The sequence below is a fragment of the Pseudomonas sp. Tul2A7 genome (genome assembly GCF_054790505.1).
The window spans coordinates 959,652-982,432 of record NZ_CP186499.1 but is presented as its reverse complement, the minus strand read 5'-3'; the positions used below and the strand labels follow the sequence as shown (position 1 = coordinate 982,432).

The 22,781-nt window shown below is 57.7% G+C and carries 18 protein-coding genes and 1 pseudogene; 9 read left to right on the top strand and 10 right to left on the bottom strand.

Translation table 11 applies throughout. The annotated features are described in order from the left end of the window. Window positions 1-178: 178 nt before the first annotated feature. Window positions 179-3,661 (top strand): dermonecrotic toxin domain-containing protein, encoded by a 3,483-nt coding sequence (locus tag ACOYXJ_RS04605; RefSeq protein ID WP_460368143.1) that lies wholly within the window; start codon window positions 179-181, stop codon window positions 3,659-3,661. Window positions 3,662-3,690: 29 nt separating this feature from the next. On the opposite strand, the gene ACOYXJ_RS04600 is transcribed toward ACOYXJ_RS04605, so the two are convergent. Further along, complete coding sequence (locus ACOYXJ_RS04600; RefSeq protein WP_460368141.1) at window positions 3,691-4,479, bottom strand: IclR family transcriptional regulator; 789 nt, start codon at window positions 4,477-4,479, stop codon at window positions 3,691-3,693. 164 nt (window positions 4,480-4,643) lie between these two features. Between ACOYXJ_RS04600 and hmgA the strand changes: the two genes are divergently transcribed. The 4 genes from hmgA to ACOYXJ_RS04580 all read left to right on the top strand — a co-directional run bounded on the left by hmgA (window position 4,644) and on the right by ACOYXJ_RS04580 (window position 9,402). Next, window positions 4,644-5,948 carry a homogentisate 1,2-dioxygenase gene (gene hmgA, locus ACOYXJ_RS04595; protein ID WP_460368139.1) on the top strand — a complete coding sequence of 435 codons (1,305 nt, stop codon included), beginning with the start codon at window positions 4,644-4,646 and terminating at the stop codon, window positions 5,946-5,948. A gap of 3 nt (window positions 5,949-5,951) precedes the next feature. After that, window positions 5,952-7,256 carry a fumarylacetoacetase gene (fahA, locus tag ACOYXJ_RS04590; protein ID WP_460368137.1) on the top strand — a complete coding sequence of 435 codons (1,305 nt, stop codon included), beginning with the start codon at window positions 5,952-5,954 and terminating at the stop codon, window positions 7,254-7,256. 12 nt (window positions 7,257-7,268) lie between these two features. Then, on the top strand, window positions 7,269-7,904 hold the full coding sequence (gene maiA / locus ACOYXJ_RS04585) for a maleylacetoacetate isomerase (RefSeq protein ID WP_150792375.1): 636 nt from the start codon (window positions 7,269-7,271) through the stop codon (window positions 7,902-7,904). 142 nt (window positions 7,905-8,046) lie between these two features. After that, complete coding sequence (locus ACOYXJ_RS04580; protein WP_460368134.1) at window positions 8,047-9,402, top strand: MFS transporter; 1,356 nt, start codon at window positions 8,047-8,049, stop codon at window positions 9,400-9,402. 87 nt (window positions 9,403-9,489) lie between these two features. On the opposite strand, the gene ACOYXJ_RS04575 is transcribed toward ACOYXJ_RS04580, so the two are convergent. Beyond that, entirely contained in the window at window positions 9,490-10,293 is an 804-nt protein-coding gene (locus ACOYXJ_RS04575) for a SirB1 family protein (RefSeq protein WP_223025192.1), read from the bottom strand. A gap of 185 nt (window positions 10,294-10,478) precedes the next feature. Between ACOYXJ_RS04575 and ACOYXJ_RS04570 the strand changes: the two genes are divergently transcribed. Beyond that, window positions 10,479-11,498: a Leu/Phe/Val dehydrogenase gene (locus ACOYXJ_RS04570; RefSeq protein WP_102900652.1), complete on the top strand. Its 1,020-nt coding sequence runs from the start codon at window positions 10,479-10,481 to the stop codon at window positions 11,496-11,498. A 144-nt stretch (window positions 11,499-11,642) separates the two neighbouring features. Here the strand turns inward: ACOYXJ_RS04570 and ACOYXJ_RS04565 are convergent. Then, window positions 11,643-11,897 (bottom strand): annotated as a pseudogene (locus ACOYXJ_RS04565) (YebG family protein); the annotation flags it as partial. A 327-nt stretch (window positions 11,898-12,224) separates the two neighbouring features. Between ACOYXJ_RS04565 and ACOYXJ_RS04560 the strand changes: the two are divergent. After that, window positions 12,225-12,725, top strand: coding sequence for a phosphate-starvation-inducible protein PsiE (locus tag ACOYXJ_RS04560; RefSeq protein ID WP_053117232.1), 501 nt, complete (start codon window positions 12,225-12,227; stop codon window positions 12,723-12,725). Here the strand turns inward: ACOYXJ_RS04560 and ACOYXJ_RS04555 are convergent. The 3 genes from ACOYXJ_RS04555 to ACOYXJ_RS04545 form a co-directional block, all read right to left on the bottom strand. Then, window positions 12,722-13,039 carry a DUF3509 domain-containing protein gene (locus ACOYXJ_RS04555; protein WP_095119421.1) on the bottom strand — a complete coding sequence of 106 codons (318 nt, stop codon included), beginning with the start codon at window positions 13,037-13,039 and terminating at the stop codon, window positions 12,722-12,724. The two genes, ACOYXJ_RS04560 and ACOYXJ_RS04555, sit on opposite strands and share 4 nt — an antisense overlap. Before the next feature lie 295 nt (window positions 13,040-13,334). After that, the gene (locus tag ACOYXJ_RS04550) at window positions 13,335-14,636 is read right to left on the bottom strand and encodes a serine/threonine transporter (RefSeq protein WP_460368131.1); all 1,302 of its coding nucleotides are present in this window, start codon (window positions 14,634-14,636) and stop codon (window positions 13,335-13,337) included. 86 nt (window positions 14,637-14,722) lie between these two features. Continuing rightward, complete coding sequence (locus ACOYXJ_RS04545) at window positions 14,723-16,099, bottom strand: L-serine ammonia-lyase (protein WP_460368129.1); 1,377 nt, start codon at window positions 16,097-16,099, stop codon at window positions 14,723-14,725. Window positions 16,100-16,234: 135 nt separating this feature from the next. Here ACOYXJ_RS04545 and ACOYXJ_RS04540 point away from each other — a divergent pair, with 135 nt between their 5' ends. Together ACOYXJ_RS04540 and ACOYXJ_RS04535 are read left to right on the top strand one after the other, a co-directional pair. Then, on the top strand, window positions 16,235-17,182 hold the full coding sequence (locus ACOYXJ_RS04540; protein WP_460368127.1) for a LysR substrate-binding domain-containing protein: 948 nt from the start codon (window positions 16,235-16,237) through the stop codon (window positions 17,180-17,182). Between the two features lie 200 nt (window positions 17,183-17,382). Next, the gene (locus ACOYXJ_RS04535) at window positions 17,383-17,787 is read left to right on the top strand and encodes an HPF/RaiA family ribosome-associated protein (RefSeq protein ID WP_150792382.1); all 405 of its coding nucleotides are present in this window, start codon (window positions 17,383-17,385) and stop codon (window positions 17,785-17,787) included. Window positions 17,788-18,155: 368 nt separating this feature from the next. Here ACOYXJ_RS04535 and ACOYXJ_RS04530 read toward each other — a convergent pair whose 3' ends face one another. The 4 genes from ACOYXJ_RS04530 to ACOYXJ_RS04515 form a co-directional block, all read right to left on the bottom strand. After that, window positions 18,156-18,524, bottom strand: coding sequence for an endonuclease domain-containing protein (locus ACOYXJ_RS04530; RefSeq protein WP_460368125.1), 369 nt, complete (start codon window positions 18,522-18,524; stop codon window positions 18,156-18,158). Window positions 18,525-18,808: 284 nt separating this feature from the next. Beyond that, complete coding sequence (gene fecA / locus ACOYXJ_RS04525; protein ID WP_460368123.1) at window positions 18,809-21,142, bottom strand: TonB-dependent Fe(3+) dicitrate receptor FecA; 2,334 nt, start codon at window positions 21,140-21,142, stop codon at window positions 18,809-18,811. Between the two features lie 89 nt (window positions 21,143-21,231). After that, window positions 21,232-22,164: a DUF4880 domain-containing protein gene (locus ACOYXJ_RS04520; protein ID WP_460368121.1), complete on the bottom strand. Its 933-nt coding sequence runs from the start codon at window positions 22,162-22,164 to the stop codon at window positions 21,232-21,234. Further along, complete coding sequence (locus ACOYXJ_RS04515) at window positions 22,161-22,649, bottom strand: sigma-70 family RNA polymerase sigma factor (RefSeq protein ID WP_102900646.1); 489 nt, start codon at window positions 22,647-22,649, stop codon at window positions 22,161-22,163. The genes ACOYXJ_RS04520 and ACOYXJ_RS04515 overlap by 4 nt, the downstream gene beginning before the upstream one ends. Between the last annotated feature and the right edge of the window lie 132 nt (window positions 22,650-22,781).

The following is a 22,781-nucleotide window of genomic DNA, read 5'->3' as shown; positions in this document are numbered from 1 at the left end:
GTGTCGGTATGGGTAAATAAGTAATTCATATTATTTGTGCGAAATGTTCAATTTTACTCGAGTACAAGATTGGAAAAGTATTCCGAGTGTCTTTTCGAGAACTTCCTGGTTTAGTTTGAATTGGCGAAGCAAATGTCATTTGGATGTTTGTAAGTTCAGACTGAAAAGGTTTTTTGCAATGGAAGTTCGTAATCTTGAGGAAGCCGGGTTCACGGGATTGGGTGAGGCACTGGCCGCACTGTCGAATCACTTGAAGGGCATGCCTGTATTTGATTTTATCTTGCGTGCTTGTCTGAAGCGTGCACTTGACGAATTCGCGCCAGGCGTAGATGAACGTCTTGTCCATATTAATGTTCGTGGCAATGTCAAACTGAAACAAATGGAGCCGGTAGGCGGCTTGTTTCAAGTTTTGAATGACTGTCTTCAGCGAGGCAGGGCGCCGACATACGATGCCCAGTATTACGCGATTTATGATCGCTCGCTTTCTACCGATGATCGAGATATCTATTCTGCGGTCTCTCTGGCGGCTGTGGAAAAGTTGCTGCTGCATCTGTTTCGAACATTGCCGGACTACTACGTTGCCGCGCTGCAAGAGTACTGGGCGGGAAAGGACGAAAGTTATGGACGGTTTTCCCTTTCGCGAAAAATGACCCTGAGCGAGCTTCAAGCCAGTCTCTTTCTGCATGAGCTTGAGGTGCTTTTTAATGAGGGCGGTATCAGCCGGGCCGAACTTCAGCGTATCCGTTATATGGTTCAGGCGGGTTCGCGTGGGGAGTGGTATGGCGTATTTATCGGCAGCCGAGGAGACGCTTATAGCGAGCAACGTTCAATGTTCGCCATCCCACTCGAAGCGCCAGTCATGAATGAACTCGTTCCGCGGGCCGATACAGCGATAGTGCTTTATTCCCCGACCCATGGAGTCGAAAAGTTCTCCTCCTCTGCTGAGTTGCATCAGACGCTGGAGCAACGCTTGATGTCAGGTGACAGTCGTGAGGTTTTCTTGCAATCACTTGCGATCAATGAGCGAGAAAATTTCCCGCCCCTACCTGAGTTCCGTTACTTGAAAGTTGAGGCCGATCTGTTTGCACGCGTCAGCGATAACGGGATTGAGAAGTCCTGTGGTGATGTTGTGAAACAGCTGGCCCGGTTCGCTGATCCGGATTCGGATTTTGCTTCGGTAGTCGCGTCGGTGACATCTGCTCAGGCTCTACCGGATATTCTTGGCCAGGCGAAGGCTCGCCAGGTAGCACTTCTGCGAAGAGCGCAAAAAAACAGGTGGCCGGCCTGGTTGAAAAATGCCGGTTCGACGAATCAGGAGATTTATGAGGCATTGCAACAGCGCCTCCTGGAAAGTGAGGTTCAATACCATGAAGTGACCAAGGGGTTCGCATCGCTCAAGGACTTTGCAAAAAATGAAGTGGAAGAATTCATTTCGCCGGGTAAGGACGTTCGGATTGACCCCGATAGCGTATTCGTCAATGTTCGACATTTATTGAAAGTAACAAACGGCCAACAGATTGAGACACGGGAGCGCAAAACGCTCACCCAGGCGTTCATGTACGGCGTACATGATCAAGAAGGTCAGTATGAGATTGCTGTGGAAAATCAGCCTTACAATCCCAAACTAACGCCTTCGAATCTGATCAATTCGATCATTTCGTTGAATGTACGGAATCGTTATAACGACGTGCGGCAAGCGGTCTATTCCAGGCGTGAAGTTTTAGAAGCGCTTCGAGATCTGGAAGGCAAGAGGACGGCGCTGTCGATATTTAGCGCGGTGCTGCAGAAACATTTGACTCCGCCTGCCAATGACATGGTCAATCGCTATAATCTTGGTGATTTGTCTTTTATGTCCGGAGAGATCAAACTCGGTCGGCAATATCAAGCATTCAAGGATCTAAGGTATTTTACAAGAAAGCTTGATCGAGAAGGTTTCATCGTGTTGTATGCGCCGGGTTTTCCATCCGGACAAGAGTGGTTTGAGTTTCTCGCTCCCAAACAATTAAGGAATAAGTTATTAGAATGGGTCCAGGATAATGAAAGTTGGGAGTATTTGAAGTCTCAGGCCGTTCTGTCTGATGTAACCAGAATGGTGGCTGAAGTCACAGGCGATAGTTGGGCTCCACGGTGGATTGGCCAGTCGAGCTTTGAGTTTCCGTTTACTACTGAAGACTACCCGCTGGAAAATGCGGTAAAAAATATCCTCAGTTGGGAAGCCAAGCAGATCGAAGCCTACACTCCTCAATGGTTCAGAGAAGCCTCGCTGGAGGAACAAGGGTTATCTGTTCGATTGCATACAGAGTTCAAAGCTATTCAGAACGTTGCAAAAGACGATTTGAAAATCGTGCCTTTCAAGGAGTTTTCTCGTGATCTGGTAATGAAGACATTCACCCGATATTGGGAGCTTAAGGGACTTAAAGTTCCTGTCTTCGATCCGAATTATGTAATGGTCAAAATTCATAATGTTCCAGAAATGACGCTCACTAATCTGTTCATTCAATGGCAGATTTGGCGTAGTGATGTCACGATTTTTGAAAAAATCGTGAGTGCCGTCGTTCCAGGCGTTTCCATAGCAATAAATGAGTTGAGAGATTATCTTCGAACTGCCACATTCAGCGGTTCCGGTGCAGTGCGGGCATTAAATGTACAGGCCATCAATGATCTTATCGATTTGAAACCCGGTGAACATTACGAGGTGTATCTTGAAAAACAATTCATCTCGAACCCACGTCGGGTTCTGAAGGAAGTTTTTTACCGAGAGTTGAAGCAGAACGAAATGCTCACCGCAGCCCTGGCCCAGAAAATCCGGCGCACGATATCCAATGAGGATTTCAATTGGCTGAAAACGCTTATTGAAGGTCTTGATAGCAGCATCCGCTGGGGCGGGTATACAAGCGTACCAAACGTGGGCGTTTATCATTTCACCTTGGAAGGCAAAAGAATTCACGGTGCTTATGTTCTTAGTCGCCAATTTAACGGGCGTCTGCAGTCTGTTGTCTATGTACCGGGGACCCATGACGGAAATGATTTCTTCCCGGTCGAACAATTGTCGGCGCGGCTTAAAAGTTCCGCCTTTAGAAGCCATGTTTTACGAATGGTCAGTCTTGAGGATCAAAAGGCGGTCAACAAACTCACATCCAAGTACGATTTCGGGGGGGCGCCCGAAGCACCACCCAGGCTGTACAACGCCTACAAGGTGGGCAACGAGTTCAAAGACGAATACGAGGCCATGATCAAGCGTTTCAGGGCTGACGTGGATTATCAAACCACCAGCACTTGGGAGGCGGTCTGGGTCGATGCCAAGATTCTGATCGGTATCGCTTTGGATGTTGTCTCGTTGTTTGTGCCTCCGGTAGGGGCGGTAGTGAGTGTGCTGCGAATCGCCTACACGATCGTTGAGGGCATTTCGGCCTCGCTGGACGGCGATAAGGCAGTAGCCAATGCTTACTTTGCCAGTGCCTGGAGGGCGGCCATCATGTTTTATATCGGCAATATTGCCGGAGTCGGGAACTCTGTCAGCGCGATCGGACTGTTGTCTCGGGTCAATGATTACGCAGGCCTGCTCTCGGCGGTAACCGGTGTCCCCGTTGGCATCAGTTATGTCAGTGCAGTTGCCGTCCCGCCTCACAGGGTGGAAAGCACCACGCGACTGATCGGTTGATCCATTAATCGAGGCGCCGGCCTACCCGTTCAGGACGCAGGCATTTCGAACCCCATCCGCCAACTCACGGCCCGCGTCGCAGCCAGTAACCGCTGCGCCGCCGGGCCGTTTTCGTCGGCGTGGAACAGCGAGGTCGGGCCAACGATGGTCAGCACCGCTGCGACCTGGCCGACGGCGTTGAATACCGGTGCGGACAACGCATCCACACCCGGCATCAGCAAACCATGCACATGATGCAGACCGCGTTCGCGGATCTGTTCACACAGCGCTGCATAGGTCGTTTCGTCCCTGAGCGGATGATCGGCGGCGGCGATTTCCTGCTCGCGCAATTCATCGGTTTCCCTATGCGGCAGGTAGGCGCTGAACACCAGACCCGTCGATGAACTGAGCAGCGGCAACACTGAACCCAATTGCGTCACCACCGTCACCGCACGCACCGCCGGTTCGATGTGCACCACAGTCGCGCCCTGATTGCCCCACACCGCCAGAAAGCAGGTTTCGTTGAGTTCGTCGCGCAGTTCGGCCAGCGGCAGGGCGGCGACTTTCAGCACGTCCATACTGTTGAGGGCGGCCAGGCCCACGCGCAACGCTTCACGGCCGAGACCGTAATGGTTGGTGGCGGCGTTCTGCTCGGCAAAACCCGAGGCAATCAACGCCTGTAGATAGCGATGCACTTTGCTCGCCGGCATCTGCACATGTTCGGCCAGCCGCGACAACGAAGTGGACGGCGACAACTCGGCCAGAGCCTTGAGGATGTCGGTGCCGACTTCGGCGGAGCGGACTTTCTGTTTGCCGTTGCTGTCGCTGGTTTTTTCCATGGTGCGGCCGGGTTCCGAAACGAATGGGCGTCTTTATAGCTTGACGCTGGATAGCGAGCAAATTACGTTATGCGTAATCGAATTACGATAATAACAACCCCGGCGTGCCGAAACCTCTGGGCCAGAGCGATGGGCCACTGCCGACTCCCTGTTCAGGAGGCTCCATGAACCTCGATTCAACCGCGCAGGCCTTGGCTTATCAGTCCGGTTTCGGCAACGAATTCAGCACTGAAGCGTTGCCCGGCGCGCTGCCCGTCGGCCAGAACTCCCCGCAAAAAGCCCCGTACGGCCTCTACACCGAATTGTTTTCCGGCACCGCGTTCACCATGACCCGCAGTGAAGCGCGGCGCACCTGGATGTACCGGATTCAGCCGTCCGCCAATCACCCGGCCTTCGTCAAACTGGAGCGGCAATTGGCCGGTGGCCCGTTGGGTGAAGTGACGCCCAATCGGCTGCGCTGGAACCCGCTGGAGATCCCGGCCGAGCCGACCGATTTCATCGATGGTCTGGTGAACATGGTGGCTAACTCCGCCGCCGAAAAGCCGTCCGGTATCAGCATTTACAACTATGCCGCCAACCGTTCGATGGAGCGGGTGTTCTTCAACGCCGACGGTGAACTGCTGCTGGTGCCGCAACTCGGGCGTCTGCGCATTGCTACCGAATTGGGTGTGCTGGAAGTGGCACCGCTGGAAATCGTCGTGCTGCCACGTGGCCTGAAATTCCGCGTTGAATTGCTCGACCCGCAAGCCCGCGGTTACGTCGCCGAGAACCACGGCGCACCGCTGCGCCTGCCGGATTTGGGGCCGATCGGCAGCAACGGTCTGGCCAACCCGCGTGACTTCCTGACCCCGGTCGCCGCCTACGAAAATCTGCAGCAACCGACCACCCTGGTGCAGAAATTCCTCGGCCAGTTGTGGGCCACCGAACTCAATCATTCGCCGCTGAACGTGGTCGCCTGGCACGGCAACAACGTGCCGTACAAATATGATCTGCGCCGTTTCAACACCATCGGCACGGTCAGTTTCGATCACCCGGACCCGTCGATCTTCACTGTGTTGACTTCGCCAACCAGCGTGCACGGTCTGGCCAACCTCGACTTCGTGATCTTCCCGCCACGCTGGATGGTTGCCGAAAACACCTTCCGGCCACCATGGTTCCACCGCAACCTGATGAACGAATTCATGGGTTTGATCCAGGGCGAATATGACGCCAAGGCCGAAGGTTTCGTGCCCGGTGGTGCTTCACTGCACAGTTGCATGAGCGCTCATGGCCCGGATGGCGAGACCTGCACCAAAGCGATCAACGCCGAACTCAAACCGGCAAAAATCGACAACACCATGGCCTTCATGTTCGAGACCAGTCAGGTGCTGCGCCCAAGCCGTTTCGCCCTCTACTGCCCGCAACTGCAATCCACTTACGACGCTTGCTGGGCCACGCTGCCCGCGACGTTCGACCCGACCCGGAGATAACCCATGACGCAGAATTCCATCACCCGCAGCTGGGTTGCATCGGCCAATGGCCACGCTGATTTCCCGCTGCAGAACCTGCCGCTCGGTGTGTTCAGCAGCAACGATGCGGCGCCGCGCGCTGGCGTGGCGATTGGCGAACACATCTTCGATCTGCAAGTGGCGCTGGAAGCCGGGCTGTTCGACGGTGTCGCGCGCAGTGCGGTCGAAGCCATGCACGGCGGCCAGTTGAACGCGTTCTTCGAACTCGGTCGCGAAGCACGTGTGGCGCTGCGCACACGCCTGCTGGAACTGTTCAGCGAAGGCAGCACTCACCGTGGCAACATCGAAGCCCAAGGCGCGAAACTGCTGCCACTGGCCGCCGATTGCCAGTTGCATCTGCCGGCGCGCATCAGCGATTACACCGACTTCTACGTCGGCATCGAGCACGCGCAGAATGTCGGCAAACTGTTCCGTCCGGATAACCCGTTGCTGCCGAACTACAAGCACGTGCCGATCGGTTATCACGGTCGCGCCTCCACCGTGCGTGCATCCGGCACCGACGTGCGTCGTCCGAAGGGCCAGACGCTGCCGGCCGGTCAGACCGAGCCGACGTTTGGCCCGTGCGCACGCCTGGACTACGAGCTGGAACTGGGCATCTGGATCGGCCAGGGCAACGAGATGGGCGATTCGATCGCCATCGGTGACGCCGCTGATCACATCGCCGGTTTCTGCCTGCTCAACGATTGGTCGGCACGCGATATCCAGGCTTGGGAATACCAGCCGCTGGGTCCGTTCCTGTCGAAAAGCTTTATCACCAGCGTCTCGCCATGGGTTGTAACTGCTGAAGCCTTGGAACCGTTCCGCACCGCGCAACCGAAGCGTCCTGAAGGTGATCCGCAGCCGCTACCGTACCTGTTCGACAAACGCGATCAGGACGGCGGTGCCTTCGACATCGAACTGGAAGTGTTGCTGCTGACTGAAGGCATGCGCGAGCAGAACCTGCCGGCCCATCGCCTGACCCTGAGCAACACCCGCTACATGTACTGGACCGTCGCGCAAATGGTCGCGCACCACAGCGTCAACGGTTGCCAGTTGCAGGCCGGTGACCTGTTCGGTTCGGGCACTTTGTCCGGCCCTGAGAGCGGTCAGTTCGGCAGCCTGCTGGAAATCACCGAGGGCGGCAAAAAGCCGATCGAACTGGCCTCTGGCGAGGTGCGGAAATTCCTTGAAGATGGCGACGAAATCATTTTGCGTGCGCGTTGTGCCCGTGACGGTTTTGCTTCGATCGGCTTCGGCGAGTGCCGTGGCAAAGTGTTGGCGGCGCGCTGACAGGAGCGGGTTATGGATCTCTATACCTATTACCGTTCCACCTCGTCGTATCGGGTGCGGATCGCGCTGGCGCTCAAAGGTTTGGACTACCAGGCGCTGCCGGTCAACCTGATCGCACCGCCGGGTGGCGAGCATCGGCAAGCGGCGTATCTGGCGATCAATCCGCAGGGGCGGGTGCCTGCGCTGCGCACTGACGAAGGCGGTTTGCTGATTCAGTCGCCGGCGATCATCGAGTATCTGGAGGAACGTTATCCACAGGTGCCGTTGCTGCCTGAGGATCTGCTCGCCCGCGCGCAGGTGCGCGGTGTGGCGGCGGTCATCGGTTGCGATGTACATCCGCTGCACAACGTCAGTGTGCTTAATCGCCTGCGCCAATTGGGGCAGGACGAGCCGCAGGTAGTCGAGTGGATCAGTCATTGGATCAGCCAAGGGCTGGCGACAGTGGAGCAGTTGATTGGCGACGAGGGTTTCTGTTTTGGTGAGTGGCCGTGCGTGGCTGATGTTTACCTGATTCCGCAGTTGTATGCGGCAGAGCGGTTCAACGTCAGCCTTGAGGCGTATCCGAAAATTCGTCGGGTCGCCGCATTGGCGGCTGAACATCCAGCGTTCATCAAGGCTCATCCCGGCAACCAGCCAGACACCCCATAACCCTGTAGGAGTGAGCCTGCTCGCGATGAGGGAGTGTCAGTCACTGATGTTCTGACTGAACCACCGCTATCGCGAGCAGGCTCACTCCTACAAGGGAATATCGCCATTCGCATAATCATAAAAACAAAACAGGTACCTTGCGATGCACAACCAGATTGCCAGCTTTCGGGCGGCACTCGACGCCCGTCCTGTGTCCCGCTATCAGTGGTTACTGTTGATCCTGCTCGCGCTGTTGCTGGTCACCGACGGCTATGACGCCCAGGTACTCGGTTATGTGGTGCCCGCGCTGGCACAGGACTGGGGGCTGGAAAAGTCGGCGTTCGGGCCGGTTTTCAGTGCCAACTTGCTTGGCCTGACCATTGGTTCATTGGCGGTGACGCCGCTGGCTGACCGCTTTGGCGTGCGGCGGATCCTGCTCGCCTGCGTACTGATCTACGCCACGCTGACCGTGCTGATGGTCTTCGCCGATTCGCTGAACACACTGATGATCGCGCGCTTCATCTGCGGCATCGGCATGGGCGGAGCGATGCCCAGTGCCATGGCGTTGATGTCGGAATACTCGCCACCGCGTTTGCGCACCTTGATGGTGACGCTGGCGGCCTGTGGCTTCTCGTTCGGCGGGGCAGCGGGTGGTTTCGTCGCCGCCGGGTTCATCGACCAATTCGGTTGGCAAGCGGTGTTCCTTGCCGGTGGCGTCACGCCGTTGCTGCTGTTTCCGTTTCTGTGGTTGATGCTGCCGGAGTCGCTGCCACGCCTGTTGCGTGATGCACCGCCGTATGTACGACTGCGCAAAGTTACCGCAAGGATGCTGCCGGATTGGCAACCGCCCGTTGCCAGTGTCGAGCAGAACGAGCGCGAGCAGGGCAGCAAACTGACCGTGGTCGAGTTGTTCCGCAACGGCTACGCGCGGCCGACCTTGCTGATCTGGGCGACTTTTTTCGTCAGCCTGATTCTGCTGTATTTCATGATCAGCTGGCTGCCGACACTGCTGCTGGAAAGTGGCCTGAAACTCAACGAAGCCAATCTGGTGACGTCGATGTTCCTGTTCGCCGGTACCCTGGGTGCGATCTGCATGGCGTGGTTCGCCGACCGCTTGAAGCGCAAGGTGCGGTTGTTGTCCGGCGTGTTGGCGGGCGCGGCGCTGTGCACGATTCTGCTGGGGCTCAATCACGACAATCCGCGTTATCTGGTGGCCTGCGTCTTCGCCGCCGGGTTCTGCATCATCGGCGGGCAACTGACGCTGAATGCGTTTGCCAGTAACTTCTACCCGGCACATGTGCGCGCGACGGGCACTGGTTGGGCGTTGGGTGTGGGGCGCTTCGGTTCGATTCTCGGGCCGCTGTTCGGCAGCCTGTTGTTGGCAATGCACATTCCGGTCGAACAGATTTTCTTCTTCTGTGCGATCCCGGCGGTGATTGCCGCGCTGCTGATCATTCAGGTGCGCTCGCCCTCCGAAGGCAGTTCGGCAGTTGGAGTGGGGATGTCTGTCAAATCCTGAAGAGTAAAAGATCGCAGCCTTCGGCAGCTCCTACAGGGAAATACATAATTCAATGTAGGAGCTGCCGAAGGCTGCGATCTTTTGCTTTTAATGGACGACTGAGTTGGGCGGCAGGTGGCCGAGTCGTTCGGTCAGGCGCAGTCGCTGGATCGGATCGTCGCTGAGCAGCAAGGCATGCTCCAGATCGAAGCGCTCGGCATTCGGGCAGTCGAGCCGCTGATACAGACTGGCGCGGGCCAGATAATCGGCGGCGCCGGCGTCACCCAGTTCGAGCACGCGTTCGGCGTCGATCAGCGCGGCGATGAAGTCATCGTGGGTCAGATGCAGTTGCCGCAGATTGCGTGACAGCCGCTGCAGCATCTGCACGGGCGTCGCCGTAGCCAAGTGCTCGGCGTTGAGCTTCATGTTCGGCCCATATTGGCGCTGCAACAGCTCACGACAATCGTTGGGGTACAAGCGTCGCCCGCCGCACGGATCAAGGAGATGATCGGCACCGGGCACCTTCAACAGGAAGTGCCCGGGGAAGTTGACGCCTACCAGCGGAATCTCCAGGCCGCGCGCCAGCTCAAGCGCAATCAACGCCAGCGCCAAAGGCTGGCCGCGATGGGTTTGCAAGACTTTATGCAACAACGCCGCCTGCGGGCGCAGCGGCAGAAAATCGTCCTGGGCAAAGCCCAATTCAATCATGCGCCGTAACAGCGGCTGTGCCAGCTCGCTCACCGGCAGCATCGGCAAACCGTAACTGACCCGCTGTTGCAGCTCCTTGAAGTCTTGCAGGAGCGCCGCCGGATCCACCTCTTTTTCGTGTTCAGCCGCCATCCACAGCGCAGCTTCCAACAGCGCAGGCGGTGAACGGTGCAGGCATTCGAAAAAACGTTGGCGCGGACTCATTGAAATCTCCGGGGAATGCCTCGTTTTAGCCCCGTCCGCGAGATTCGTCCAGTGCCCTGCAGCGCAGGTTCGGGGTTATGCCGCAAAGCCGTTGTCCCAGCAGGTGCTTATTCCGGTGCGCTCCAGCAATTTTCAGGCGCAGGCCTATACTGGCGTTCTACAAGAAGTGATTCGGGAGCCCAACGATGTTTGCGCTCATGCAAAGCACTCGCCTGGAATCGCTGCACCTTAGCGTTGACCCGGTCACCGGGTTGAAGGCGGTCATTGCCATCCATAACAGTCGCCTCGGGCCAGCCTTGGGCGGATGTCGTTATCTTGCCTATCCCAATGACGAATCTGCCGTCGAGGACGCCATTCGCCTGGCCCAAGGCATGAGTTACAAGGCCGCTTTGGCGGGGCTGCCGCAGGGCGGTGGTGTGGCAGTGATCGTGCGTCCGGTGCACGTGGAAAACCGTGGCGCGCTGTTCGAAGCCTTTGGCCGCTGCATCGATCAGCTCGACGGTCGCTATATCACCGCGATCGACAGCGGCACCTCGGTCGCCGACATGGATTGCATCGCCCAGCAGACCCAACATGTCACCAGCACCACGTCTGCCGGCGATCCGGCACCGCACGCGGCGATGGGCGTGTTCACCGGCATTCGCGCGACGGCCATGGCACGGTTGGGCAGCGATAACCTCGAAGGTTTGCGCATCGCGATTCAGGGCTTGGGCAATGTCGGTTATGCATTGGCCGAGCAACTGCACGCCGCCGGGGCTGAGCTGCTGGTCAGCGATATTGACCACGGCAAGGTGCAACTGGCGATGGAGCAACTCAACGCCCATCCAATCGCCAACGACGCGTTACTCAGCACCCCGTGCGACATTCTCGCACCGTGCGGTCTGGGCGGAGTTCTGAACAGCCACAGCGTCACGCAACTGCGGTGTTCGGCCGTGGCGGGTTCGGCGAACAATCAACTGACGCATCTGGATGTCGCCGATCAACTGGAGCGGCGCGGGATTCTGTATGCGCCAGATTATGTGATCAACGCAGGTGGGCTGATTTACGTCTCGCTGAAACATCGTGGCGAGGAATTGCCGACGATTACCGCGCATCTGTCGAAGATCAGTTCGCGGTTGACCGAGGTGTTCGGCCATGCGCAGGCGGAAAAACGTTCGCCGGCGCGGGTGGCGGATGAGTTGGCGGAGAAAGTTTTGTATCGTTGAGTTTCACAGGCATGAAAAAGGCCCTGAGCCATTCGACTCAGGGCCTATTCAATTCGGACTGGATTACTTCGCAGCCTTCGCCGCTTTGACTGGCTTGGCCGGTGCTTCAGCAGGTTCCGCCGCCTCAGCGTGTTCAACTGGTTCTGCCGGTGCATTGAGCAGTTCGGACAGTGCATCCGGCTGGCTCTTGAACGCCCGGGCGAACACATCGCGATTCTTCGCCATGTAGATCCCGGCTTCTTCCACTTGCTGTTCAGTCAGGGACGGAACGGCTTTTTGCAGGACATCGGCCAGATATTCGGCCAGTTCGAGCATTTTGTCATGACGGTCAGCTTCGGCTTTATCCATGAACAAGCGCTCCAGATCTCGGCTGCTGCGGTATACCACTTCGACGGCCATTCACCACCTCACATGCCTTCACATTAAGTTGTCTTGACGACTACTGTATCCATATACAGCGAAAAGGATAAGCGAATCCCTGCGCCATGGGTAGTGGCTTTTCAATGTAGACCGGATTTCGGGTTTGTCAGGGAGACCGTGTCGCTGCATTCGCGAGCAGGCTCGCTCCCACAAAAGCACAGCGGTGCGACCAAACGCCACGGCGCGGGTTTGGCGGCGGCTCGCCATGATGGCGTGGCCTCTTTTCTGCATGAAAACGGTTACGTGCAGAAAACCGTCACGTCCAACACGCATCATCCGCTCGCATTCGAGCTAAGGAACATCATCGTGAAAATAAACTGGGCCGAGAAACTACGGCAAAACGTGCATCAACTGGCCGAGTCCCTGGGCAACCTGTTCGTCGAGACCTTCCACTATCTGGCGCTGTTTGCCATCGGTGCGGTGACGGCATACGCGGCGGTGATGGAGTTTCTCGGGATGCTCGAGGAAGGCCACATCAAGATCGATGACATTCTGTTGCTGTTCATCTATCTCGAATTGGGAGCGATGGTCGGGATTTATTTCAAGACCAACCACATGCCGGTGCGCTTTCTGATCTATGTGGCGATCACCGCGCTGACCCGTCTGCTGATCTCCAATGTCTCGCACCACAACCCGCCGGACATGGGCATCATTTACCTGTGCGGCGGGATTCTGCTGCTGGCGCTGGCGATTTTGGTAGTGCGTTACGCTTCGTCGCAATTTCCGTCGGTGAAGATCGAAAAACCACAGCGCACGCTGGGCACGGGTTCCAGCGAACATCCTGAAGTCGAGAAGGGTGAGCTTTAAAGCCCGGCCGCCGGTCGTGGCTGACCGATGACGCGTGGCGGTGGCGGCGTCAGCCCGCTGCCGCTGGTCATGGCTTCGAGGATCGCCATGGCGCTGTGGCCCTGTTCGATGGCGATGCCGAACTGAATGCTTTGCACCAGGCGCTTGAGACGCGCGGGGTCGTTGCGCTGCTCGGCGCTGATCATGCGTTTGGCCACGATCCGGCCGCTATTGGACAGGGTCAGCATGATGCTGCCGTCCAGGCCCTGAATGCTCAGGTTGATCTGATAGTCCGGCGCGAAGGCATCGGTAATGATCTGAAAAGGATTGTCCATGATGCGTCACCGCCTGATTGAACGTGCAGTTGTTGACCGGCCGTGATCGGGTTGGTTCGCCAAACCGGATCATCGGCCATTCCGTGGTCTGTGTTGTTGCTTTGTGTAGGAGCTGCCGCAGGCTGCGATCTTTTGCTCTTCAATGTTTTGATTTCGGTCACGAAGATCAAAAGATCGCAGCCTGCGGCAGCTCCTACAGGTATGTAGCAAGGGCTGTGCCGGGAAAATTGTCGAACAATGAACACGGGCATAAAAAAGGCGAGCTACGCGGCTCGCCTTTTTTTATGGCGCGTTTTCAGGGCAGAACCGAGTAGATGATCGCTGACAGTGCAATCAGACCGATCAACACCACAAATACGTTGGACGCCTGCCCCGAATACTGGCGCAAAGCTGGCACGCGGCGGATGGCGTACATCGGCATCAAGAACAGCAGGCAGGCTATCACTGGCCCACCGAAAGCTTCGATCATCCCGAGGATGCTCGGGTTGAAGGTCGCTACGGCCCAGCAGCTGAGGATCATGAACACGGCGGTCGCGCGGTTCAGCCAGCTCGCTGACATGACCCGGCCACGGCTGCGCAGGCTTTTCACGATCATGCCTTGAAAGCCTTCGCTGGCGCCGATGTAGTGGCCGAGGAAGGATTTGGTGATCGCCACCAGCGCAATCAGCGGCGCGGCGTAAGCGATGACCGGGGTCTGGAAGTGGTTGGCCAGGTACGACAGGATCGAAATGTTCTGCGCCTTGGCCGCTGCCAGATCCGCCGGCGACAACGCCAGTACACAGCTGAAGCAGAAGAACATCACCGTGATGACCATCATGCCGTGGGCCATGGCGAGGATGCCGCTGCTCTTGCGTTCTGCCTGTGCGCCGTAGCGCTGTTTTTGATCAACGGCAAACGCGGAAATGATCGGAGAATGGTTGAACGAGAACACCATCACCGGGATTGCCAGCCACAGCGTCTTGAGAAATACGGACATTGGCATGACTTCTTGAGCGCTGGCGAAAAACGCGCCGTTCCAGTTCGGAATCAGGCTGACCGCGAGCAGCAGCAACGCGGCGACGAATGGATACACCAACACGCTCATGGCTTTGACGATCACGCTCTGACCGCAACGAACAATCGCCATCAATCCGAGGATCAGCACCAGCGAGAGAATCGCCCGTGGTGGCGGGGCGATGTGCAATTGGTGTTCGAGAAAGCTGCTCAGGGTGTTGGTCAGCGCCACGCTGTACACCAGCAGGATCGGGAAGATCGCAAAGAAATACAGCAGTGTGATCAGCTTGCCGGCACCGATGCCGAAGTGTTCTTCGACCACTTCGGTGATATCCCCGGAGCGACCGGACAGCACGAATCGGGTCAGGCCACGGTGAGCAAAAAACGTCATCGGGAAGGCCAGCACAGCGAGAATCAGCAACGGCCAGAAACCACCGACACCGGCGTTGATCGGCAGGAACAACGTCCCGGCACCGATGGCGGTGCCGTATAGGCCAAGCATCCAGGTGGTGTCGAATTTGTTCCAGCCCTTGTGGGCTGTTTCTGCATTGCGTGTGCGGTCTACCACGGGATTATCGGCAGCAGGTGTACGTACATCGGTCATCGGTATCGCCTCGTTATTATTCTTGCTCGGGCTCACGGTTGGCAGACCGTCGGATGCGGTCTGCCGGGGCGGTCAGGGAATGCGCGTCAGCATTCCACCCAGTTCACAGCCAGGCCGCCCCGTGAAGTCTCTTTGTATTTGTCATGCATGTCGGCACCGGTATCGCGCATGGTGCGGATCACCCGGTCGAGGGAAATGAAATGGTTGCCGTCGCCGCGCAGGGCCATTTGTGTGGCGTTGATGGCTTTCACGGCGGCGATGGCGTTGCGCTCGATGCACGGCACTTGCACCAGACCGCCGACCGGGTCGCAGGTCAGGCCAAGGTTGTGTTCCAGGCCGATTTCGGCGGCGTTTTCCAATTGCTCCGGGGTGGCGCCGAGCACGTCGGCCAAGCCCGCAGCCGCCATTGCGCAGGCTGAACCGACTTCGCCCTGACAGCCGACTTCGGCGCCGGAGATCGAGGCATTTTTCTTACACAGAATGCCGACGGCGGCCGCACCGAGAAAGAAAGCGACCACGTCATCGTCAGACGCGTCGGGATTGAATTTCGTGTAGTAGTGCAGCACCGCCGGGATGATCCCGGCTGCGCCGTTGGTCGGCGCGGTGACCATGCGCCCGCCAGCCGCGTTTTCTTCGTTGACGGCGAGGGCGAACAGGTTGACCCATTCCATTGCCGACAGCGTTGAACTGATCACGTTGGGCTTGCCGATTTCCAACAGGCTGCGATGCAGTTTCGCCGCGCGGCGCGGCACATTCAGGCCTCCGGGCAGGATGCCTTCGTGGCGCAGGCCCTGCTCCACACATTCACGCATCACCGACCAGATGTGCAGCAGACCTTGGCGGATTTCCACGTCGCTACGCCAGGCGCGCTCGTTGGCCATCATCAGTTCGGAGACGCGCAGGTTGTGCTGTTTGCACAATGACAACAGTTCGGCGGCGCTGGAGAAATCGTACGGCAACACCACGTCACCGGCCGGCGCCACACCGGACTCGGCTTCCGCCGCTTCGATAATGAAACCGCCGCCGACCGAGTAGTACGTCTGCTCGAACAGCTCGGCGGTTTCGCCAAAGGCTGTCAGCGACATGGCGTTGGGGTGGTAGGGCAGGCTCTCGTCGAGCAGCAGGAGATCACGCTGCCAGTCGAAGGTAATTTCTCTCTGACCGGCGAGGGACAGTTGGCCTGTCTCGCGCAGTTGCTGGATACGTGGATCGATGGTCGCCGGATCTATGCTGTCCGGCCATTCGCCCATCAGGCCCATCACCGTGGCACGGTCGGTGGCATGACCGACGCCGGTGGCTGACAGCGAGCCGTATAAACGGATTTCCACACGGCATATGTCGTTCAGCAAACACTGATCAATCAGCGCTTGAGCGAAGGTCGCTGCTGCGCGCATCGGGCCGACGGTGTGGGAACTGGACGGGCCGATGCCGACTTTGAATAGATCGAAAACACTGATAGCCATGCTAAACCCTTACAAGCAATGGAGTACGAATCGCTGCCATTTTTTGTAGGACAAGCGCAATGTCGGCGATACTGCCTACCTCGGTCCTACGTGACTAACGAAACTTCCTAAGTAAGCCTTTAGCAGGACTAAACGATGAGTCGTCAATTGCATGCCCAGACCTATGTCTGGCTGCAGGTGTTTTCCTGTGCCGCGCGGCACCTGTCGTTCACCCGTTGTGCCGAAGAACTGCACATCACTCCGGGGGCGGTCAGTCAGCAGATTCGCCAGTTGGAAGAGCGCCTGGGTTTTCGCCTGTTTCACCGGCGCGCACGGGGCGTTGAGTTGAGCGCAGAAGGGCAGCGGTTGGCGATCACCGTCAACGAGGCCTACGGCAGCATCGATGCCGAATTGCGTCGACTGGATGCCGGAATGATCAGCGGGATTTTGCGCGTACGTTCGATTCCGTCGTTTCTCAGCAAATGGCTGACTCCACGCTTGCCGCGGCTGCAACAGCGCTATCCGGACATTCAGCTTCGGCTGGTCGCCGAGGACAGTAGCGTGCCGTTGCACGAGGGTGACTTTGATCTGGCGATCGATTTGAACGACGGCAGTTACCCGGGCCTTTTATCCACAGCCTTGCTCGACGAGCAGATTTTCCCGGTGTGTGCGCCGAGCCTGTTGCGCGGGCGTCCGCCGCTGCACGGGCCGGCGGATCTGGTGCATTTTCCGTTATTGCACGACATCACCGCCTGGCGTGGCAGTTATGAATACGCGGAGTGGGAGTTCTATTTAAACGCGATCGGTTTTGAAGGCGCCGACTTACGGCGTGGGCATACCTTCAATCGCAATCACCTGACCATTGAAGCGGCGATTGCCGGCATGGGCGTGGCGATTGCCCGTCGTACATTGCTCAACGATGAGCTGGAGCGGGGGACGTTGATTGTGCCGTTTGGCTTGGCGGTACCCAATCACAAACGCTACGTGTTGCTGTATGCGCCGGGGGCATTGAGCCATCCGGGCGTGCGTGCGGTGCATGACTGGCTGGTGGAAGAAGCGGAGATTTTTCGCAGCTTGCACCCGTTGAATGACGGGCAATTGTGAACAAAAGTTGCTGGGTCGCGAGGCGACCCAACTCCCGACCTTACCAGTGCTTTGCTCGGTTGTCCGGCTTTTTTTGCGAATGAAAATTTATCTTTTTTCAGGGGTTGAAATGTTCGCCGGTCGGGCCGATTGTTGTAACCAGGAGGTCAGGAAATTCAACTCAAGGCCTCTCACGAGCTAGCTGAAATAAGGGATGAACTATGCAAATCCAAGTCAACAGCGATAACCATATTCAAAGTAGTCAACGACTGGAGGAGTGGGTACGTACAACCATTGAGAGCACGCTCGAACGTTATGAAGAAGACCTGACCCGCGTCGAAGTCCATCTGGCCGACGAGAACGGTGACAAACCAGGTCCCCATGACATGCGCTGCCAACTGGAAGCGCGGCCAAAAGGCCATCAACCGATTTCCGTGACCCACAGGGCCGATTCGCTGGAACAGGCGATCGACGGTGCAGCCGAAAAACTCGAGCACGCACTGGAGCACCTTTTCGGCAAACTGCGAGGTAAGCCACGTGCCGCTGTGGTGCCATTTAGCAAGGCGAATGACGCACTGCTGGAGGAAGAATTTCTTGAGAACGAACAGGCAGCGATCAACAGTTGATGCGCTGACTTTATAAGCCACCCAATGAGAACGGGCCTGCGGAAGCAGGCCCGTTTTTTTTTGTAGCAGAAAAGCCCCTCACCCCAACCCTCTCCCGGAGGGAGAGGGAGCCGACCGAGGTGTCTGGCGTTGTACATCGACCTGAAAGACCGAGTCGATTATGGGTTCGGTAAAGTACTTTCAGGTCAATGAATTTCTGAAGCATCCCGCAATCAGTTCCCCCTCTCTCGGGGAGAGGGCCGACCGAGGTGTCTGAAGAGGTACGTCGACCTGAAAGACCGAGTCGATTATGGATTCGGCGCAATACTTTCAGGTCGGTATATTTCTCAAGCATTCCCCGATCAGTCCCCTCTCCCTCTGGGAGAGGGTTAGGGTGAGGGCATTTTTCGATTCGCCGCAATTCTTATGATCTGCTCCAGCACATCGTCCATCTGCTGCATCACCTCAAGATTACTGAAACGCACGACTTCAATGCCCTTTTGCTTCAGATAGCGCGTCCGGCGCTGGTCATGAATCAGCCCCTGCGTTTCAGCATGCTGCCCACCGTCCAGCTCAATCGCCAATTTCAGCTCCGCACAGTAAAAATCCAGCACGTAAGGCGGACACGGAAACTGCCGGCGAAATTTCAGATTGGCGATTTGGCGAGCGCGGATTTTTTGCCAGAGCAGCTGTTCGCAATCGGTTTGGTTGACGCGTAACTGGCGGGCGAATTGGGCGAGGGTGGGGCGGGTTTGCATGCTTCACGATCCTTGTGAAGTTGGTTTGAAGTTTTACTTTAGACCATGACCCGCTGACCCGCTGACCCGCTGACCCGCTGACCCTCACCCCAGCCCTCTCCCGGAGGGAGAGGGGGCCGACCGAGGTGTCTTGCGGGGTACATCGACATGAAAGACCGAGTCGATTATGGATTCGGCACAGCACGTTCAGGTCGGCGTACCTCGCAAGCATCCCCCAATCAGTCCCCTCTCCCTCTGGGCGGTCCGACGTTTCGGGAGGGTTAGGGTGAGGGGCTTTTTAATCTTCAGAACGCCACAGAAGTCTGCACATAAACCGTACGCGGTTCCCCCACATACTTACCCTTGTTGTTGTCATCAAACGAACGCGTGAAGTACTGCGTATTGAAAATGTTCTTCACCCCCACCGCCACATTCAAGTCCGACAACTGCGGCCCGAAGTCATAGCCGGCGCGGCTGCTGAACAGCATGTAACCCGGGATCTTGCCGGTGCTGCCATCGGCACTTTCTTTCGAGGTGTTGGCGTTGTCGGCGAACTGATCACTCTGGAAGCTGCTATCCAGATTCAACTTCCAAGGGCCTTCGGTGTAACCCACGCCAATCGTGCCTTTGTGTTTCGAGGAGAATGGCACGCGATTGCCTTGGTTCGGCCCGTCTTCGCGGATGGTCGCGTCAACATAGGCGTAGCTCGCGTACACATCGAAACCGGCCAGCGCCGGACTCAAATCATCCAGCGCGTAATTGATGCTGGTCTCGATGCCCTGGTGACGGGTTTCGCCACGGGCGATCACGGAGTCGTTGGTCTGATTGCTTTCGTACTGGTTGTCGAAGTTGATCAGGAATGCGCCGATCTCCGCACGTAACGCACCGTTGTCATAGCGCGTGCCGAGTTCCCAGGTGCGCGCCTTTTCCGGTTTCACTTCGCCGCTGGTCACACGGTTGGGCATCTGGCTGTACTGCACGCTGCCGAACGAGCCTTCGGTGTTGGCGTACAGGTTCCAGCTGTCGGACAGGTGATAAAGCACGTTCAACGCAGGCAGCGCGGTGTTGTAGTCGCCCTTGTATTTGACGTTGGTCAGGTTGTTGGTCTGCTGCGATTCGATCATCTCGTAGCGCACGCCCGGGGTGATGGTCCATTTGCCGATGTCGATGCGGTCGTCAACGAAGAACGCATTGGCCTCGGTGCCGCCACGGGTGTCGCGATCATTGCGGCTGCTGGTAGTCGGGTATTCGTTGCTGCTGATCGGTGTGCGATAGCGCAGTTCGTGGCCGGCCTCGTTGATGTAGCGATAGCCGACGCCGACTTCATGACTGGTCGGGCCGAGGTCGAAGCCTTGGGCGAAACGGGTTTCCAGACCGCGCACCCAATACTCGCGCGGCGACAGCGAGAGGAACGTGCCCTGATCGAGATAACCGCTGCGCAAGGTCTTGGTGAAGAAAGTGTTGGCGGTGAATTCGCGGCGATCTTCCTGATAGCGATAGCCGAAATTGAACATCGTCCGCCGGCCCCAGAACTGGTCTTTCGGTCGTGTCGACTGGTACGGATCGGCGTCGTAGTCGGCGACGTTCAAACCGCCCGGCATATCAGCCTTGCCTTCGTAATACTGGGCCATGGCGTTGAAACTGTTGGCCTCGTCGAGCTGGTATTTGCCCTTGAGGATCAGGTCGTCGATCTCGGTGTCGCTGTGCTCACGCCAGTCACCGCCACGGGTGCCGGAGTAGAGCAACGCGCCACCGAGACCATTGGCGTTGGTGCCGCCGGCCAGCAGGTTGGCGCTGGTCTTGAAGCCGTCGTGGCTCGACGATGGGCTGGTTTCCGTCTGGAAGCCGCCCTTGACCGTCGGCTCGTCGGGAATCGCCCGGGTCACGAAGTTGACCACGCCGCCGACGTTCTGCGGGCCGTAACGCACTGCGCCGCCGCCACGCACGACGTCCACGGCATCCATGTTGCCCATGCTGATCGGCGCGAACGACAACTGTGGTTGGCCATAAGGCGCGAATGGCACCGGGATGCCGTCCATCAACACCGTCGAGCGCGCGGCCAAGCGTGGATTCAACCCACGAATGCCGAAGTTCAGCGCCATGTCGTGGCTGCCGGTGCCGTTGTTTTCCGGGGCATTGACGCCGGGGATGCGGTTGAGCACATCACGTGCCTGCGTTGCGCCTTGACGTTCGAACTCCTCGCGACGGATTACGTCACGAGCACCGGGATGTTCAAACACATTGATTTGCGCGGCGTCACCCAGCCAGTCGCCGACGACTTTCGACGTGTCCAGCTCCAGCGCAGCGTCTGCCACCGGTTGCAGGCTGAACGCATTGTTACCCTCGGCGCGCGCTTGCAGACCGGTGCCTTCGAGCAATGCATTCAAACCCTGCTCAGGTGTGTAACTGCCTTCCAGGCCACGGCTTTGCACACCGCTGGTGACTTGCGAACCAAACGAAATCAGCACGCCCGCTTCACGGCCAAACTGGTTGAGGGCATTTTCCAGCGACGACGGCGCGATGTGATAGGTCTTGGCATTGGCGGCCAGCGCGGCGGGCAGGGCACTGAAACTCAGACTGGCGCCGAGGACAAGATTGCGCAGGCTGCGGGCCAGTGGCGTGAGGCGGGTTGGGTGCATGGTGGTTGATCCTGAGAAGGTTGAATCAAGGGGGCTTTCCTTCTCTGTCACGCCAGATCTGAAAAACGGCTCATTTATTTTTGAGTTTTTTAAACCCGCGCCTCTACGGTGACCCAGTAGCGGGTAAAGCGCTTCACTTTCACCGGCAAACTGATTTCCAGCAGATCGAGAATCCGCTCGCTGTCGTCCAGCGGGTAAGTCCCGGAGATCAGCAGGTCGGCGACGTTCTTGGCGCAATTGAGTTGGCCGCGACGGTAGCGAGCCAGTTCATCGAGGAAGTCGCCCAGACGCATATGTGCCGCCACTAGCATGCCGTCGGCCCAGGCGCCGCTGTTGGCGTCCAGCGGTTTGGCTGTGCTGACGGATGTCGAGGTGAAACTCAGCTGACGTGCGACTGGCAGCAGCATCGGCGCGCGTCCGTTACCGCTCAGTTCGACCCGGCCTTCAAACAGCGCAACCTGCGTGCGATCGGCAAACTGACGCACATTGAGACGTGCGCCATGAGTTTTAAGAATGCCCTGAGCCGTGCGCACTTCGAAAGATTGCGCGGCAGTCAGGAGGATTTCGCCTTCGAGCAAGCGGATCAGTCGCGCCGAGGTGTCGACATCCGCAGCACTGGCGGTGTTGAGTTGCAACTGATCGCCGGCACCGAGTGCCACCTTGCGCCGTTGCCCGATCGGGCTGCGGTAATCGGCGAACAGCGACGGCAGCGGGGTGTGTTCGCGCATGCCCCAGGTCACCGCCGAACCGGCACCGAGAATCAGCAGCAGTTTCAGCGCCTGACGACGGCTGCCGGACTTTGGTCCGTTCAAAGCCGCGTGTGCCAGCGGCGAAGACACACCGCGCAAGCGCTGGTTGACCCGCTGAATATGCTCCCACGCTCGCCGGTGTTCGCTGTGCGCGTCCAGCCATTGTTGCCAGGCGTGTTGCTGGCGCGGGGAGAGCGTGCCTTGCTGCATTTCCATCAACCAATACACGGCCTGTTCAGCCACTTGGGAGGAGAAATCCGGGGCGCGGTTCATAGGGCGAAGTAGCAGCGCATCGCCGCTTTGTTCAAATGACGTTTGACCGTGGCCACAGAGATGTCGAGTTCAGCGGCAATTTGTGGATAAGTCAGGCCATCCACCTGCGCCAGCAAAAAGGCGCGTTTGACCTGACGCGGCAAACCGTCGAGCAACTGATCCAGCTCCATCAGGGTTTGCAGAATGATCGCCTTGTCTTCTTCCGACGGCGCGACCATGTCCGGCATCTGCGCCAAGGTGTCGAGGTAAGCACGTTCGACATCCTGACGGCGGTAATGATTGAACAGAACGCGCTTGGCCAACGTTGTCAGAAAGGCGCGCGGCTCGATGATCACCGGCGGTTCGCGGGCGGTCAGCACCTTGATAAACGTGTCCTGGGCCAGATCCGCCGCGCTGTCCGGGCAGCCGAGTTTGCGCCGCAGCCAGCCAGTCAGCCAACTGTGATGAGCCTGATAGAGCGATTCGACGGGATGGGCGGACGACAACGGTATTACTCCGGGCGCTTGATGGCGCGGTAGAGAGTATGCGTTAGAGAACAAGAACTGTTCGCATTGTAAGGGGCGAAACGCTTAACCGGCAATCAGATGCTTTTGCGTATGAGAATATTTATCATTAAT

Bases quoted from the DNA above. Each gene is read 5' to 3' on its own strand.
- ACOYXJ_RS04530 (WP_460368125.1), bottom strand. From the start codon at position 18,524: ATGCAAACCCGCCCCACCCTCGCCCAATTCGCCCGCCAGTTACGCGTC.
- ACOYXJ_RS04600 (WP_460368141.1), bottom strand. From the start codon at position 4,479: ATGGAAAAAACCAGCGACAGCAACGGCAAACAGAAAGTCCGCTCCGCC.
- ACOYXJ_RS04570 (WP_102900652.1), top strand. From the start codon at position 10,479: ATGTTTGCGCTCATGCAAAGCACTCGCCTGGAATCGCTGCACCTTAGC.
- fahA (WP_460368137.1), top strand. From the start codon at position 5,952: ATGACGCAGAATTCCATCACCCGCAGCTGGGTTGCATCGGCCAATGGC.
- maiA (WP_150792375.1), top strand. From the start codon at position 7,269: ATGGATCTCTATACCTATTACCGTTCCACCTCGTCGTATCGGGTGCGG.
- ACOYXJ_RS04535 (WP_150792382.1), top strand. From the start codon at position 17,383: ATGCAAATCCAAGTCAACAGCGATAACCATATTCAAAGTAGTCAACGA.
- ACOYXJ_RS04540 (WP_460368127.1), top strand. From the start codon at position 16,235: ATGAGTCGTCAATTGCATGCCCAGACCTATGTCTGGCTGCAGGTGTTT.
- ACOYXJ_RS04580 (WP_460368134.1), top strand. From the start codon at position 8,047: ATGCACAACCAGATTGCCAGCTTTCGGGCGGCACTCGACGCCCGTCCT.
- ACOYXJ_RS04605 (WP_460368143.1), top strand. From the start codon at position 179: ATGGAAGTTCGTAATCTTGAGGAAGCCGGGTTCACGGGATTGGGTGAG.
- ACOYXJ_RS04555 (WP_095119421.1), bottom strand. From the start codon at position 13,039: ATGGACAATCCTTTTCAGATCATTACCGATGCCTTCGCGCCGGACTAT.
- fecA (WP_460368123.1), bottom strand. From the start codon at position 21,142: ATGCACCCAACCCGCCTCACGCCACTGGCCCGCAGCCTGCGCAATCTT.
- ACOYXJ_RS04575 (WP_223025192.1), bottom strand. From the start codon at position 10,293: ATGAGTCCGCGCCAACGTTTTTTCGAATGCCTGCACCGTTCACCGCCT.
- hmgA (WP_460368139.1), top strand. From the start codon at position 4,644: ATGAACCTCGATTCAACCGCGCAGGCCTTGGCTTATCAGTCCGGTTTC.
- ACOYXJ_RS04545 (WP_460368129.1), bottom strand. From the start codon at position 16,099: ATGGCTATCAGTGTTTTCGATCTATTCAAAGTCGGCATCGGCCCGTCC.
- ACOYXJ_RS04520 (WP_460368121.1), bottom strand. From the start codon at position 22,164: ATGAACCGCGCCCCGGATTTCTCCTCCCAAGTGGCTGAACAGGCCGTG.
- ACOYXJ_RS04550 (WP_460368131.1), bottom strand. From the start codon at position 14,636: ATGACCGATGTACGTACACCTGCTGCCGATAATCCCGTGGTAGACCGC.